The sequence below is a fragment of the Paenibacillus sp. cl141a genome (assembly GCF_900109305.1).
Classification (GTDB): Bacteria; Bacillota; Bacilli; order Paenibacillales; family Paenibacillaceae; genus Paenibacillus_AQ; species Paenibacillus_AQ lautus_A.
Map to the genome: position 1 here is coordinate 26,071 of NZ_FNZO01000006.1, position 16,381 is coordinate 42,451.

17 protein-coding genes are annotated in these 16,381 nt (G+C 39.5%); 13 read left to right on the forward strand and 4 right to left on the reverse strand.

The features are described from left to right. The 13 genes from BMX45_RS17545 (at nucleotide 1) to BMX45_RS17605 (ending at nucleotide 14,363) form a co-directional block, all read left to right on the forward strand. Nucleotides 1-1,155 carry a DUF883 domain-containing protein gene (locus BMX45_RS17545; protein WP_090910811.1) on the forward strand — a complete coding sequence of 385 codons (1,155 nt, stop codon included), beginning with the start codon at nucleotides 1-3 and terminating at the stop codon, nucleotides 1,153-1,155. A gap of 13 nt (nucleotides 1,156-1,168) precedes the next feature. Next, the gene (locus tag BMX45_RS17550; RefSeq protein WP_090910812.1) at nucleotides 1,169-1,711 is read left to right on the forward strand and encodes a hypothetical protein; all 543 of its coding nucleotides are present in this window, start codon (nucleotides 1,169-1,171) and stop codon (nucleotides 1,709-1,711) included. Between the two features lie 84 nt (nucleotides 1,712-1,795). After that, nucleotides 1,796-2,413, forward strand: a complete 618-nt coding sequence (locus tag BMX45_RS17555) for a hypothetical protein (protein ID WP_090910813.1) — start codon at nucleotides 1,796-1,798, stop codon at nucleotides 2,411-2,413. 30 nt (nucleotides 2,414-2,443) lie between these two features. Next, nucleotides 2,444-2,776, forward strand: coding sequence for a hypothetical protein (locus tag BMX45_RS17560; RefSeq protein ID WP_217648119.1), 333 nt, complete (start codon nucleotides 2,444-2,446; stop codon nucleotides 2,774-2,776). A gap of 26 nt (nucleotides 2,777-2,802) precedes the next feature. Next, complete coding sequence (locus tag BMX45_RS17565; RefSeq protein ID WP_090910815.1) at nucleotides 2,803-3,375, forward strand: hypothetical protein; 573 nt, start codon at nucleotides 2,803-2,805, stop codon at nucleotides 3,373-3,375. 27 nt (nucleotides 3,376-3,402) lie between these two features. Further along, a complete protein-coding gene (locus BMX45_RS17570) occupies nucleotides 3,403-4,071 on the forward strand; it encodes a hypothetical protein (RefSeq protein WP_217648120.1) in 669 nt (222 codons plus the stop codon). A 3-nt stretch (nucleotides 4,072-4,074) separates the two neighbouring features. Further along, nucleotides 4,075-6,294, forward strand: a complete 2,220-nt coding sequence (locus BMX45_RS17575) for a discoidin domain-containing protein (protein ID WP_090910817.1) — start codon at nucleotides 4,075-4,077, stop codon at nucleotides 6,292-6,294. A gap of 70 nt (nucleotides 6,295-6,364) precedes the next feature. Beyond that, the gene (locus BMX45_RS17580; RefSeq protein WP_090910818.1) at nucleotides 6,365-7,537 is read left to right on the forward strand and encodes a discoidin domain-containing protein; all 1,173 of its coding nucleotides are present in this window, start codon (nucleotides 6,365-6,367) and stop codon (nucleotides 7,535-7,537) included. A 15-nt stretch (nucleotides 7,538-7,552) separates the two neighbouring features. Beyond that, on the forward strand, nucleotides 7,553-8,722 hold the full coding sequence (locus BMX45_RS17585) for a discoidin domain-containing protein (RefSeq protein WP_090910819.1): 1,170 nt from the start codon (nucleotides 7,553-7,555) through the stop codon (nucleotides 8,720-8,722). Nucleotides 8,723-8,743: 21 nt separating this feature from the next. Beyond that, nucleotides 8,744-10,810 (forward strand): DUF4082 domain-containing protein, encoded by a 2,067-nt coding sequence (locus BMX45_RS17590; RefSeq protein ID WP_090910820.1) that lies wholly within the window; start codon nucleotides 8,744-8,746, stop codon nucleotides 10,808-10,810. A gap of 22 nt (nucleotides 10,811-10,832) precedes the next feature. After that, nucleotides 10,833-12,659: a DNRLRE domain-containing protein gene (locus BMX45_RS17595; protein WP_175495138.1), complete on the forward strand. Its 1,827-nt coding sequence runs from the start codon at nucleotides 10,833-10,835 to the stop codon at nucleotides 12,657-12,659. 59 nt (nucleotides 12,660-12,718) lie between these two features. Further along, entirely contained in the window at nucleotides 12,719-13,162 is a 444-nt protein-coding gene (locus BMX45_RS17600) for a phage holin family protein (RefSeq protein ID WP_090910822.1), read from the forward strand. A gap of 256 nt (nucleotides 13,163-13,418) precedes the next feature. Beyond that, on the forward strand, nucleotides 13,419-14,363 hold the full coding sequence (locus BMX45_RS17605; protein WP_217648121.1) for a peptidoglycan recognition protein family protein: 945 nt from the start codon (nucleotides 13,419-13,421) through the stop codon (nucleotides 14,361-14,363). A gap of 271 nt (nucleotides 14,364-14,634) precedes the next feature. On the opposite strand, the gene BMX45_RS31840 is transcribed toward BMX45_RS17605, so the two are convergent. The 4 genes from BMX45_RS31840 to BMX45_RS31855 all read right to left on the reverse strand — a co-directional run bounded on the left by BMX45_RS31840 (nucleotide 14,635) and on the right by BMX45_RS31855 (nucleotide 16,247). Then, nucleotides 14,635-15,051: a hypothetical protein gene (locus BMX45_RS31840; RefSeq protein WP_254778120.1), complete on the reverse strand. Its 417-nt coding sequence runs from the start codon at nucleotides 15,049-15,051 to the stop codon at nucleotides 14,635-14,637. Between the two features lie 48 nt (nucleotides 15,052-15,099). After that, nucleotides 15,100-15,435 (reverse strand): hypothetical protein, encoded by a 336-nt coding sequence (locus tag BMX45_RS31845; RefSeq protein WP_254778121.1) that lies wholly within the window; start codon nucleotides 15,433-15,435, stop codon nucleotides 15,100-15,102. 100 nt (nucleotides 15,436-15,535) lie between these two features. Then, nucleotides 15,536-15,760, reverse strand: coding sequence for a hypothetical protein (locus BMX45_RS31850; RefSeq protein WP_254778122.1), 225 nt, complete (start codon nucleotides 15,758-15,760; stop codon nucleotides 15,536-15,538). 73 nt (nucleotides 15,761-15,833) lie between these two features. Beyond that, nucleotides 15,834-16,247: a hypothetical protein gene (locus tag BMX45_RS31855; RefSeq protein WP_254778123.1), complete on the reverse strand. Its 414-nt coding sequence runs from the start codon at nucleotides 16,245-16,247 to the stop codon at nucleotides 15,834-15,836. Between the last annotated feature and the right edge of the window lie 134 nt (nucleotides 16,248-16,381).

Genomic DNA, 16,381 nt, shown 5'->3' on the forward strand with positions numbered 1-16,381 from the left:
TTGCCCAATTTAATAACCCAATTACAATACAATGATCCCCTTACGATTATTGCAAGAAATGGTACACCTGAAGATCCATATAAAGACCGCTCGGATTCACTCCCCGTCATTAATGGCCTTATTACACTTCTAGAAATCCCCTCCTTGGCTGACAAAGTTCTCATAGCAGGAATGAATGAAATTGATCAAGAAATTTTCGAGCAGCGTAAAAAACTCGAGCTTCATGAATTTCTAGTTAATTATTCAATTGGCTCTATTCAAGTTCACCCTTCTTTAGAGGGCAGAACACTTTTATGTCGCTACAAAGGCCGAGGCTTGATTATGTATCCAGCTAGCCGAATTTATGCATTGGTTAGTCGAAATCCAGATGTCGTCATCACCTTGCAAGATTACATCATGGAGATTGAGAGAAAACTTGCTGAAAATCAATCGCTGATCGGCAGAGTCGAACAGTTAATTAGTGAAACAAGACTTGTCATTGAAGAGTCGAAAAAATCAACTGACAATGCAAATCGTGCTGCAGAGGAAGCTGATCGTGCAAGAGACAAGGCGCACGATGCCTACGAGTCAACGAGACTTGTATTTAAACCACCTGTTGCTGATATGAAAGAACTTTATGCAACATATCCCTATCCCTCTGTTGGTTGGACAGTGCAAACATATAAAGACGGTGTTCGGTATCGTTGTGATGGAAGTGATTGGATTCCCATTGATATCTTTGGCGAGAATATCCAACCCGTCAATGAATTTAGAGACGGTTTAATGACCGTTGCGGAACACCTCAAACTGAAATCCTTTCCCATGGACCTCAAGGATCGAATCATTGTTTTCTGTCTTCCCTCGTATATTTTCCAGGGAGTTCAGGAGATTATTGTTCCTTTTGATTTTGACGGAGAGATTGTATCCGTAAAAGCCATTTGTAAAATACACGGGGATACCGAGACTGAAATCGGTATTGAAAAAAGCAGGAATATTGTCGATTGGACCAATATCCTACACAGCAATTTGTACTTTCGTGCTTTGAGTAATTTTGATGATAAAACCGTTTCCGTCGCTTCGCCAAAAGTTGATAAAGGAGATATGTTTAGAATTAACGTCATAAAATCAGGCGTTAATATTCAAGGAATTACGATTGAAATTAAAATAAAAATATAAAGGAGATTTATATATGCCAACACCGGTAATAACATGGATGAATAGTACTCACACACAACAAGTAACGGCTCCCTTTGATTTTGGAGTTATTGATGCTGGAGACTTAAGTCCACCGTATACCTTCAACATCTGGAATAACAAAGGTGAAGCAACGGATGTCTCCACCATGGAAGACTGCACCATCACCACCCGAGACATGTCTGGTGGTTTAGGAAATACAGTGGGTAACGAAGTCGAAGTTGTGAAAAACAATTGGTTTCATGCACAGGTGGATTCTTTACAAGAAACGGATTTGGGTCAGCCAACCTCAATCATCGGAAAAGACTTCTCAAAGCCGATTGGAACCACAGGAAAAACAACAAAGGACCATACGGGAGCAACATACCCTACCCCATTTACGCCAGCTGCGAAAGAGATTCTTGGAGTAAACAATAATGGTGATCCAACAGACGCTGCCGGAAATTATGCAACTGTCACATTGCAAGCTGCTGTTCCTCTGGATGCAAAAAGTGGTAAACAGCAGTTTAAAGTCAGGGTTTCGTATCGTTATGTATAATCCATAAATTTATATGTTTGATTTTAGACAGGTACATTCGTGCCTGTCTACTTTTTATGCTCACAATACAATGGAGGGTAATTCATGATTTTAGGAAATAGGCAGTTTAACCGTTCTCCCGTACACAATCAATCCTTTATTTGGGTTGCAGACTATTATGACAACACCTATCTATCAGAATTCAGTTTTGATACCCATAAAAGCAATAGTTTTTATGATATACAGCGAGAAAAACTTATTCAATTTGGCTTGATTGGATCGGGCTCTCAAGTTTACTTTGATGTTGCGAATGGCATCTTCTCGATCAACGGTCATCGGATTATGGTTTCTTATAAAACAGACACTAAAGAATATCCCCTTACAGGAAGAACCATTTTGTATAACGACATCATTACCTACAAAGAAGCCGTATCGGATGCTGATTTTATTACCAAAAGAGCAGCAAACGGCCGATTCCATCATGCTATAACGTCATTTAATATCGGATACAAAAAGAAAATGGAGCTCGAAGGAGTAAACATTAACTTTCAAAATATATTAACCATCCCTTGCAATGAAGCCCTTTATCTACAAATTAAAATCTCCGCTGACCAAGATCTAAATGGTTCTCTAATCATTCGAAGAGATGGAATCATCGTTGATAAAATTGAGGCACCTCTGATTAAAGAGATGGCAGGCATTATCAATTGGGAAATTAAATAGAGAGGTGAAATGAATTTGAATAACTTTTATGTGGATGACTATAAACGAGTTTGGGGGAACGCATCAATTAATGGTGAGATCGATATCATCCTTGGAGCAAATGATGTATTGAATGTGTTTACTGACACTGAATCGTATACAATTACCCTACCTCCACGCAAATACACGACCGAGTATACAACCAACGTTTCCGATCTAGTTGAGGAAATAAATCATCAAATATCCTTAAGTCCCCTCCCTATTGAAGCGTTGCTGGGGGGCTTCCACAAGGATCAAAAATATAATGTCGTTGTCCTTAGAATGACGAATGGTAAAGATATTGCAGATTTATCGGGCTCGTTCTTTGATAACTACTTTGCTTAATGGCATCTGTAATGAGGTGAAATAACATGGCTACTCAAGAAATCGGCATACCTATAGATTTAACTGTAGGTGTATTTGACAAATTAATATATAAAAATAACGCCCTCCAGTTAATTGACATGGCTACGGATGATAATCTAAATCCTGTCTTTGTTGATTCGGGAACGTGGATTTCTGAACCAATCTGGATCAAAGATAAAATTACTTCATTTAAACGTGTATCCAAAACAATAAATGTTAAAGGTAATGGATCCTATAAAATCTTTACCTCCTCCTCTCCCGATCAAACTTCGTGGTCCCCCTGGGAAGAAATAAATTACGTCGACGGAAGCATCACAAGCCCTCCCGATCATTATGCAAAAATCAAAATTGAAGTGTTTGCTCAAAAAGCCAACGCCATATTTACCGTTGATGAATTCAATATTCCAGATAAATATTCAAATCCTTTTATAAATAGTTCCGATGGAATCTTAGAACTAAAAACACAATATCCTCTTGTTGGTACACAGGATATGAATTGGAATGATCCAGGAAAACTATTCATCACCAGAATCAATAAATCAAATTTTAAGGCCATCAACAAAATCGAGGTGATATAGATGACAATGCCTGCAACTACTGGACAATTGAAAACAAGAATTCAAGATATGCAGATTGGTGATTACATCTATGGTTACTATGACAAATCCACCTCAAGTTGGGGCGTAGGACAACAAAAAGGTGTAGAGTTCCCAGTCACTGGCATGCCAGCGTCTACTTTTGATACGGGATTTTTTTATTACGTTAAAGTAGACACAGGACTTCTAATCGCTGACCGTATTGTTCAAAATACTCAATCTTGGGATACCTTAAATGGGTCAAGCAGAGTTATACAAGGAAGACCTGAAGTATTCGATGGTGTAAGTGGTATTTTTCGTTCCCTTACTGGAGGAGTTGCTTATGCTGATGCTAATGGTAATATGTCTTCAACTGATCAAGGATTCGGCGCTTGGCCTACTAACAATGAGTGGGATACATATATTGCTAACTTCCCAGTAACTAAAATACAAACCGGAAAGAGTTTAGATGATGTATTTCATTGGAGAGAAGTTCAAAATTGGTGTCAGGAAACTCCTGTCACTGGTTTAACGGGACCTCACGTATTTCACGCTACACCAGCGGCTAGGGTTAGAAGGGGGAATCCAAAAGCCTATAATAATAGTGATTATCCAATTACTAGTGTAAGTCCAACGTTATCTTCGCAGTCATACAATTATATTGGTTTTCGCCCAATATTTGAATATAAGGAGGTGTAAGTTTTGGCAACTATAGGACAAGCATTAACAGCCCCGGAGAGTGGTTGGAAGAGGATAAATGCTGACCACTCACTACTGTCTTATAAGGGATCATGGATAACACAAACAAACTCTGCTTACTCAGGGGGGATAAATAAATACACTAGTACTCCAGGTGACAGCATTTCATTCACTTTTAGGGGAACAAAATTAAGATACATCGGGCAATACAACACAACTTCTAAAATACCATTATCTATATCAATTGATGGTGTAACTGAACAGATAAGTTTTCTGTCTAATACATTGATTAATTCGGTACTAGTATATGAAAAGACTGGATTAGTTGAAGATACTCACACAGTTGTTTTAACTTTTAATGCCACCAACGAGTATCAGTCCATACAAGGTATTGATATTGATTCAACTGGTAGCATGCTTCATCCTGATGAAGTCACAGACATTAAAGACCTTGCGATAGGCAAACGAATCCGATGCAACTATTCTGCTCTTTCTGGTTATACTGGTACTTTTAGCGGTCTTGGGGAAGAAAGCGCAGACTTTATCCCGATTTCTAGTTCTGCTAACCCTAGTGGCGACTTCTACTTTATTATGGTGGAAGACTTTAATAAAAAGAAAATATTAATTGCTGATCGAAATATCCAAAGTAGTATTTCATGGGACACGCTCAATAGCTCTGGTATTGTTAGTGGAGTTAAAATGCCTACTAAACCATTTAAAGGGACTCTATCAGGATATGAGAATGATGAAGTTCAAGTTTCGGATAATGGTTACATCTCTGGTGCTAACGGAGACTATTTTGGTTGGAAGGCGCTAGATGGAAAGAACGGTAACGGTGATAAGTGGGCAAATTCAATATCTGCAAGTAAACCTGCTGAATTAACTGTAAGGTTTAAGAAGAGAAAACCGATAATAAATGCCTTCACAATCACGCCCCCTCCATCAGCTTCAGCAAATTCAGTTGATCACCCTAAACATTTTAAGCTACAAGCTTCTGATGATGGGAGTAGTTGGGTTGATTTATTCGAATATACAGCAGGGATTGGTGCATCGAGAACAAGATTTACTTTCAACAACCAACAAGCTTATTCTTATTATCGCTTCACAGTTCTTTCTACAAATGGTGGAAGTCAAGTGCAAATTGGAGAGATTGAGTTTGAAAGCGAAAATAAGTTAAGCAATATTGAAACAAACATTCGTCTTCTCACAGGTGGAACCAAAAGCGGAGATAAAGATAATGAATGGGATAACTACATCGTCAATTCTACTCTAAACGGAAAAATAATAGCAGGTGACAATGCAGTTTGGAATTGGGGTGTTTTTTCGTGGAGTTCTACATCAACAGCTGCGACTTACAGATCGAGAAGAGGACAAAATACATCAAGTGGATTTTCGGAATCACCAACTACCACAGTAAACTTTGGTTTTCGTCCAATCCTAGAGATAAAGGCGAATTTCCGGATTAGATCTTTGATATTATCAAATGGTGAATACAAAAAACTGAACGACTCCTATACAGTAACTGAGCGAACTGCAACTCCGATCAGTATTAAAATGACTTCAGATAATACTCCTTCTCCCTTTGTTGCAAGTGCATCAAGCGCCCTTCCCAATTATCCAGCATACTTGGCGTTCGATGGAGTTAATGCTACTGTTACAGACAGCTGGATATGTCAATCCAATTCAGGTTGGCTTAAAATTGATATGGGAACGCAGATAGTTGTTGGAAATTATGAAATAGAAAAGGGACATAGATTTGCTGACGATGCCCCAAAAGAATGGACTTTTGAAGGTAGTAATAACGATACTGACTGGACCATACTAGACGCACAAACCAATCAAGTTAATTGGACTAATGGCGAAAAGAGATCGTATATGATTGCAAATCCAATGAGTTTCAGGTATTACAGGGTGAATGTAGTTATCAGTGAAAACAGTGCCTACTTAACCATAGGAGCATTAAATCTGCTGGAGTATGGGACCGTAACTAAGACAGTAAACGCTTTTTCCTTGGAAACTGTATCGACAACACTACCTGCTTTGGATACCTTTATTAACACCGGCATAGACGACATTTCTATTCTTAATAGAAAACTGACAACAATAACAATTCCTATGAATGATAATACTGCTTCAGGTGTGTCCCTAGGAAAAGGAAAAATGTTTAAGGAACGAATCGATCTGAATAAATATATCGATATTAAGAAGATCAATGCGAAGTAGAGCATACCACTCTACTTCTTTTGTTTTGTTAAAAAGAATGCTTTTATCAAGAAATGGAGGGTGAGGAAACATGGCTTATACATCAACAGTGAATGCGATCCCGACAATGACATCGAACACTGCGCCAAGTGGTGAAGCTTCTGCGAGTAGCAGTAACTCTAGTAATCCTGCATACATGGCTTTTGATAAGAATGGTTCTTCAGGTGCTTGGGTGTCAGCTGCTGGAGGAACTACTGGATGGATTCAATATAAGTTTCCATACAAAATGATAATAGCGAAGTATGATATATATCCCCAAACTAATTTAATAAACAGAGCGCCAAAAAGTTGGACTTTCGAAGGTAGTGATGACGGTACAAGGTGGGAAGTTTTAGATACACAAACTAATATCGCTGGATGGACAACAAATGTTGCTAAAGAGTTTACAATCAGAAATCCAAAAGAAAAACAATATTATAGGCTTAACATTTCAGCAAATAGTGGGGATGCCACCTATTTATCGTTAAACGAGTTAGGGATGTATGAACTCATTTATGACCGTAAAATCCTACTTATAAATGAGGGGAAAATAAAGGCTGTAGTTAATCCGTATCGTTCAGAGAACTTAGTTCCAGTTATGACTAGTAATATTGCTCCATCAGGAATCGTTAATGCAAGTAGCGAATCTGCTTCCAACTTTGCAGCTTATTTAGCTTTTAACGGAATAAAGGGGGCTACGAACAGTTGGCAATCTACAACCGCTCAGTGTTGGATTAGTTACCAATTTCCCGTTAAGAAAGTCATAAACGTGTATAGCTTAACAAGTGATACATCTTCGAGAGCTGGGTATATGCCGAAATCATGGAATTTTGAAGGATCAAATGATGGGGCAACTTGGGAGGTGTTAGATATGAGAGTTGATCAAGTTAACTGGTTGGAACTTGAGACAAAGACATTCACATTTAACAATAAAAAAGGCTTTTTTATGTATCGATTAAATATTCTAGATAGCAATAATACTAGGGTGTTTCTTCAGGAAATGGAATTATTCTATTATAACCTTGGAACAATTGTTGAGTTGGATAAATCAACAGCAACCGAGAGCGATTTTCTAACCTATGGTTCTGAATCGATAGATATAGGAGGGGTATTCGACCGATATACAAAGATATCTTATTCAAGTAGTGTCTTAGGCAATGGTAAGACTTTCGAACAATCATTCGACACTTCAAAGCAAAAGTTAAAGAAAATTAAGTTTCAATAGATTGGGGAGATTGTTTTGGCATATTTGAATAAAGATAATGCAATACCATTGATGACTAGTGATACCACGCCTTCGGGCATTTCAACGGCAAGTTCAGCTGCTAGTGCTGCATGGAATGCATTTACCAACAGTACAAATGATTGGAGAACGGTTGCTGGTCAATTATCAGGATGGATAAGATATGATTTCCCACGAGCAGTTGCTATAGGTCAATACACCATTGTCCCTTTCGGTGGTACTGGTGGAGTAGGTGTCAACCCAAAGTCATGGACATTTGAGGGTTCAAATGACGGGGTTAATTGGACAATGCTAGATAACAGGAATAACCAAACTGTATGGACAGCCGCTGTTATTTGCACGATCCCTAACAACACGAGATATTTAAAGTATCGATTGAATATCTCGGAAAATAACGGACATGCGTCCTGGGTAGGAATTCGGCAACTCATGATGTTCGAGCGTGTCTTCGAGCAGAAATATTTAGTTTCCAGCGCAGGAAACTATTACTCAATAAAGATGCCCGATTCTGAGGAAAATGTGATTACTCCAGTAAAAAGTAATGCAGAATCAATCGGAATAGTGAACCATTCAACGATTTCTACAACTGGCTGGGAAGCATTTGACGGAAACAAAACGGGTAACGGCTGGTTAATTAATCTAAGGAGCGAAGCTAAAACTCAATGGTTGTCTTATAGATTTCCAACTCCGAAGGTGATTAGTAAATATACTATTAGTTTTGCGCATACATCAGTTGATACTGCTCCTAAAAGCTGGACCTTTGAGGGCTCTAACGATGCGAATAACTGGACTATCCTTGATACGAGAACCGATGAGACAAATTGGGCTCAGTATTCCACGAGAGAATATGTTTTTTATAATAAAAAGGCTTATATGTACTACAGAATTTATGTGTCAGAAAATAATGGTGGGTTGTATCAAATCTATATTTCAGAAATAGAAATGATGCAAACAAATTCGACAACAATCGACCTAGTTACTCAAGCCCCGAATGAAGATGATTTCATTAAATTCGGGATAGATAAAGCTACAATTATCGATCTGGATAGAACACTTGATACAAAATCATTCCTTGATAAGAATGGAACCAATCTAGGGACTGGAAAAGTCTTCAAAAGAACTATCGATACGAATAGTGTGAAAATTAAAAGAGTAATGATTGACTAATGTTAGAAAGGAGTGTGTACCGTGAGGTTTGATGTAAGCTACAAAAGTGCCGAGTCTGCTAGTTCTTTCGGTAATGTCAATAACACACAGGGACATTTAATGAAAGTTGATAGAGATATCATTATAACTTCCATGTATATGTTTAGAAGTAACGTATCTCAAACAGTAAATGTAGCACCAAGAATTTACAACTCCAGTAATCAACTAATCGGAACAGCACCTAGTATTTCGACTACCCGTGATATGGGGTGGATCAAGTTTACACTTGATAATCCAGTTTCCATTAAAAAAGATGAAGGATACAAAATCCTATTCTATTATGATGGCACTTGCGCAATCGGTTCTCAGGGTGGATATTCAGACGTTAATTTAACAAAATTATCAACAAGTGACAATAAAACTACCTTTACAATTTTAAACGGATATTATGTAAATGGTGGTGACAGTATCCCAACATCGTATAATAAAACGTATCTAATGTCATTTGGTTTTGATTTCTATTATTATGTCGACATTAACCGATCTTTTGCTTTCCATGAAGGGGATTATAAATATTTTAATAATTCCTGGATTAGTATGGGCTCCAACGTAACCGAAAGTGATTATGTTAATTATGGGATGGAAGATATTTCTAGTTTACCTGAAGATGCATGGAAACAGTTGCTCGGCAATGTAGAAATAGCGCACTTCACTGACATTGTAAACAAAACAGAATTATTATTTAATATTGAAACAGAGCCATTCACACTCGCTGAGGAATGGGAAGATGAGATCGTTAAGGTCATCGAATACACTGACGAATCTGCTCGAAATCAATCGTATGTCCATTTTGAAACCGAGGATTTTTATTTTAACGATAAATTTAATGGGAATGTGGATGTACTTTACTTTAATGACGATCCACTTAAGACCAAAGCCGATATAGAGCTTACTGCAAATTATAGTCCGCTCGATGAATTAAATCGGGACTTTGACATTGTTTCATGGACAGATAAAGAAGACATTGACGAGTTTAAAATAAATATGTCTGCCCTTCCCTTTTCCCAGCTCATTATCCAGGATGAAGATTTTCAGGTTTATGGCGACTTGCAACAAATACTCATTAATAAGATATCCGATCAAGGATCAATTAAGGTTCTACTTTCTTTTGATGAGGGTAAGACGTGGGAATATTACAAGTTTAATGAATGGCGATCCATCGATATAACTAACGAGAATTTGATTCGAAATAAAGCTATGGATATTAACTCATTAACTGGCCTAACGATGAACGATTTTAACAAGAAAGGAAAAAACAAATTACGGATTGCGTATTATCTTGAAGATAACATTCGGCAACAGGAATATACGAAGATAGACAACTTGAAAATTGTTTCGAATGCTCCAATCGAGGATGTTAAGTTTACCGATGTTGCTTTCTACTTACTGAACACACTCGCCACGATCCAACTGACTTTTGGTGGCAATAAATTAATGGGTCAACTTGAAGATGCGGATCAAGGCAAAGTCCAATATCGGGTGTTTCTAAACAATAAACCATACTATCCTTCCAATGGCGAATTTACCCCTATCGCCCCCTCCCCTATTGATATTAGCCTTAATATCTCAGAAAAAGATATATTATTTGGTCAGAATAATGATCTAACGGTTGAGTTTCAAGACGCATGGGGACAATTAGACACTTGGTCCACTACATTCATTGGAACATACTCTGGCCTTATGTTTATGGATGAGACGGGGCAGTATTACTCCAATTCGTTTGGAGGCATCTTAAAGTACTTAGATTTTGGCATCGTTATCGCTGGACAAACTACCATGGAACAAAAGGTTATCGTAAAAAACCAGCTCGGGCAAGATGTACAGAATCTCATTCTAGAAGTCATGAAAGACCAACTTCCTCCAGGAGTAGAAGTGGAGTTGTCTTATGACAATAAACCGGTATTTGTTCCTGAGGACTATTTGCTCTTTAACAAATATATATACCCCAATGATGAAATGGAGTTCTATGTTCGTATAACAACATCTCTAACTGCTCCTCCTGCTCCAAGCGGGCAGTTTGAAATTAGAGTTAAAGTAGATTCCGTATAATCTCAATACAATGAGATAGGATGTGAATGATTTGTATGAATTTAATGACCTTGAAAGTGGGGTCATCATTCGAAGACGATTAGAAAATAAAATATCCGGACGATTTATCCTATATCGTTCCGGCGAGAGCGATCTAGAATCATCGCTTTTAATCAAAATTAGGGACAACGATAACATAATCGGGCAGCTATCTGTTCGAACACAAAAACATTATCAAATCGATGCCTCTTTAGATGTAAAATATAGAGGAAATGATGGGATAGACTCCGTAATCGAAGCCATTTCTTCTAATTTCTTAGATGCTACCATCGAAGTTCGACCACATAATCGTTTATTTGGTAAGTTTGAATTGCATGAAGCTCCCAGAGTTGAAGTCCGATTGCCACCTTTGGCTGATGCGTCTACCCGTAGTCGAGATGATCTGCAGACCATTAACTATGGTGACACCAAAAGCATGCTTACAGGTGTAGGCACCGATGAGAATTTCGAGTCTTTTGTTTCATTTGGAGAACTTAAGGATCGTATCCCCGACTTAAAAATTCTAGAGAGCGTTAAACTCAGGCTTTACTACATTAACCTACCTCTACATGCCAATATTGAGCTTCATCAGCCTCATACACTTTGGCGGGAGATGGGGATTACTCATGCTAATAGACCATATTCCTTAGAATTATTGAGTGATCAATACACATTAAACACCAGAGAGCGATATATTGAATACGATGTTTTAGACATCGCACAGCGCTGGGAATCCTATGATTTAATTAACTATGGCTTTATGATAAAAACCTCAAATAATGAAACGATAAGTTTCTTCACTAAGGAATCCGGTATCCCACCGCTGCTAATTGTAAAGTACATCACTTCGCAGATTTACAGTATAAATCGAAGCGAGTTAGAATCGACTTTGTTTATCTATGGTAAGGGATATAAGGAATTTACAGGTTATTTGCAAGTACATAGTGATGTGGGCATTGAATCCTTAGACTCCTTCCTCTATGTTCACCGAATCGAAGTTCCCGTATTTTATGAAGTTCCTTCCTTCATAACTGTCAATCGACCAGATATGCGCTCTGAACTAGTTGTATCAAGGCGCGAAGAATCAAATCTTGAATCCACGATTACTGTTGCGAACAAATTAGCGAAAGAACTTGAGTTTAACATTGTTACCAGTATTCCTGATTTACATGGATATATAAATCTTGATCCTAATGCGACACTCAAGAGTACGCTAACGGTTGCCATTGTTAAAAATGAAGATTGCGACAGCACAATCATCATTTCTCAACAAGATATGGTGGGCAGTTTAACGGTTTCACAGTACAAGAAGATTCAGGAAGATTTACTTGGATTACTGGTCGTACAGAACACCAAGGATGAAGACCTAGACTCCGTTATCCTAATCTCACAAAGAGATTTGGGGGGAGAACTGGTTGTTCGGGCTTTGGGTGAGGAGGATCTTGATTCAGAAATCACGATTCCTTTCTATGAGGATAAAGAAGCCAACATGACCGCTTCTGTTCCAGACCTCTATTCCGAAATTGTGATCAAATATAAGCACGAAATTGATGCAACATTATGGATTAAAGAGAAAGAATTCTTGGACTCCGTTATCGATGTCAGACAAATCAATGATCTGGAAGCCACCATTACCACTAAGGAAATACATGAAACAGAAGCTCTAATTACGGTGAATGTACCTGACCTAGGAGGCTTCCTCCATCCAAGAGTTCCAGGAGAAACTGATCTCGATAGTTTACTCAGTGTGCGGAAAAGAGACGTCAGTGACTTAGACAGTTTTATTTTAGTTAAAGGTCTTTCAAATGGCGCTTATTATTTTATTATTTAATTGCATTCAGGGACTCTTTCATTGGAGTCCTTTTATTATGATTATTTGGAGGAAACTCAGTGTATGATTCTACACTATTCAAGTTTTTAACCTATACCCTAGGTGGATCAGTTGTTACATTCTTGTTCGGGGGTTGGAGCCAACCTTTAACGGTGTTAGCAACAATGGTCGTATTTGACTATTTTACAGGTTTGGCTGCTTCTTATTATGAAGGTCGAAAAAAAACAGAGGATAAATCAAAAGGCTGGAACTCCAATAAGGGATTCTGGGGGATCTTCAAAAAAGTTCTAATGTTCTCCGTTATTGCCCTACTCTATCAAGTGGATAAATTGCTAGGATTAAATGGTACGCTGAGTTTAATGACTGGGGCTATATTTTTCTATATAAGTAACGAGCTACTTAGTTTGATTGAAAATTATGGGCGCCTTGATTTACCGATGCCTGAACAAATGAAGACAGCGATTAGTGAATTGAAAAATAAGAGTGATCGAAAAGAAGGTTGATATGGGTTATTGTTGATGACGTCCAGATTATTACAAGTATTGTTAAAAACCATGATAACGATCTCAAATATGCTATCACTACTTGATCTAAAGGATTATTTGATTAATGAATTAGGTCAAACTGAGTTCAATTGCAAATTTCCTGAAGCTATATAGCAAATATTTTTTTAAGTCACCTAATTTAGGTGGCTTTATTTTTATTTTCGTCTTCCAATGAAAGGAAACCAAGATGTATAAAAATGGTCAATTCATTATCATGTCTCGTCACGAATTTTACGAATGGCTTCAAAAACAAACCTTCACGCGAAAGATCTCCATCATTCAAAATCACCACACATGGGCTCCTAATTATACCTCGTTCAATGGCAAGAATCATTTTGTTCGTTTAGAGGCGATGAAGAATTATCATGTCAAAACCAACGGTTGGTCAGATATCGGACAGAACATCACTACATTTCCGGACGGATTAATAGCCGTCTGCCGTCCTTTTGACACCACGCCTGCCGGCATTAAAGGAGCCAATAACGGCGCCTTGTGCCTAGAACATATAGGCAACTTCGATATGAACGGAGACGTAATGGTACCAGAACACCAACAGACAATTACCTTTGTTAATGCTGCTCTGTGCGAGACATTCAATCTTCCCATCGATACGGAACATATCGTATACCATCATTGGTACAGCCCGAACGGTACTAGAATATATAATTTCAAATCCGGTTCCAACCTACCTGGCTTGTCTGCAAAATCTTGTCCAGGGTCTAATTTCTTTAAAGGCAATACCGTTCTGCACGCTCAGAAATACTTTATTCCTCTTATTCAAGAGAACTTCAACAATTTTACAGCAAAGGATGATGAACCAATGACGCCAAGCGAGAAACAACAATTTGAACAGCTAAAGCAATCGGTTTCGATACTAAAATCTGAAATTAAAGCTCTCACCCATAGTAAAAATATTTTGAAAAAAGGAGTCCACGAACAAGGATCTTCACTGAAGAAAACGAGTGATCGCGTAAAAGCATTGGAACACCGCGAAAAATTAAATCAGATTCCTTCATATGCTCAGAAAGCAGTTAGCGCCCTAATCCAGCTGCGTGATCAGTACGGCAGTCCAGTCATTGATACTCCACATGGAAGAAGTGCTGATTTTTACTCTTTGATTACAGTCCTGTACCGTGCCGGTTTGCTCGATAAGAGATAAGAAGATAACCGTAATCCGGATTCATTCCTATATTAAATTTGGCTAAAAAATACCCTTAAGAGATATGACTCTCTTAAGGGTATTTTTTTCGACTATCTAAATTAGACTGCACATGCATTACTCTCACCATCCCTCCTTACCTCCAAGCTGACCTCCTTCTCCATGCAATCCTTGTTGTCCGCTAACTCAAATAATTGTTCAATATGGAATACCCCGGACGACAAATTCCCGTTATACACAGCCTCCGCAACCATGATCGCCACCTTAGCCGTCAACCGGGACTGATCCCGCCCGAACCGCAGCATTCCGTATCCATTTGACTTTCAGCAGGCGGTGCAATCCGGATGCACGGCATCTTGCTAGAGATGGAAGTTAGAGGGATAGAATCAAAGCCCAGCCGCGTGGACACGGTGGATACACCCATGGTGTGCGACAGTGTAGATTGATCCGAAAAAGGAAATCGATACACCTTTTTACGTCCTATTTTGCGGCCAAAAGGAACCGAGCTTCCAGCGGAGAAACTCGCGACCGTCCGCAGGCAATGGTTCTCCATCACCTGATAGGTGGACAGAAGATTATCCACGGTCCACTCCACGGCGGCCTTGCCGTGGCGGTCCCCTAAACCGAGCATGATGGAAATATCAACCGACTTCGTCACATCCAAACTTTGACCCGCCAAGCTCGCCATGAGATTCGTTAATCCAGGGGCCAGGCCAACACTCAGAACCGCGGTCGATCAGGAATCCTCCGCCACTTCGCCACTTGACACAGAAATTCTGCCTTTGCCGATATATCCACATAATGCGTCCCGCTCCGGAGGCAAGCCGCTACCCAAGTGATCAAGGCACATGACCACAAGTTTTATCCGTTCCCATTCACATTCCATGACCGGCTGATCCAAATCCAATCGCATCGGCAGCACATTCCCGCCTGTCTCACGGCTGAAACGCTCCGCTCTTTCCAAACTTCTGCCTGTAGCGTACACAAACCCTGGATATTTCTCTCCGAGCTCCCTGCATATCATACTCCCGACATGTCCGTATCCGCCTACAACCACAATCCGTTCCTTCATGATGCTTCATCACCAACTTTATAAAATTCTAGTACATAGTAGAGCCAACTCGAACTGGAAAGTCTCTAGGATCTTAAGGCGACAATTATAGAAGGCTAAGCTAAGCCTTGACTGCAAACCATCCCTCGACCAGAAAAGCGCCGATATAGCGGGTAACTTCCTGAAAACCGGCCGCTTGGAGCAGCTCCCGCAAAACGTAATCCGGGACGGGAGCCGTCCCCCATCGAATGCGAGAAACGCTCCCATTCTTCCTCCGGGATGCCGTTACTCCGCATATGTTTTCGCCATGCCTCCATTTGGATCCGAGCGAGCGAATCTGTTTCACCGCTAATGAGCGCAAGCACGAAGGGAGCGGCCGGTTTCAAGCGAGATGCGATTTGTAGCAGTAGTTCTCTTTTTTAGGAAAGTTCTTCCACAAAAAGAAAGCACAAGTAAACATGAAGCTGCGCCATAAATCTTCTCCTGTGCAAGCTCGTGAACCGTGCTCTGAAGAATGCAACTCGCTTGGCCATTCGGTTCTGTTCTACACGCTGCCGCATCATCTCCAGCATGGATGATGCGGGATCCACGCCCTGAAAGCGCCACTCTTTATGGTCGCAGCCAAAACACACGATTTCTTCCCCTCCGCCTGCTCCAACGACCATAAGGTGCGCTTCGCCGTAACCATCTCCTAATTGAGCTGTAATCAGTCGTTCTGCCATGTCATAGATCAAGGAATATCCCGGTATTTTCCGGGCGATCGTCTCCAGGTATCGTCCGGTATGAGCTTGATTCCAATCGAGCGGAATAAGCTCAGTCTTCATTTCGTCCATGCTCAAGCCTCCCTTTTTCTTCACGGTGAAAATCTGCTCGTTCTTTCATTCGTTTCGCAAACATGACATAATAAGAATCATTCTCAATTATAAGGATGGAAAGCCATAGACCTAGCCCAGAAATGTGAGGTTTT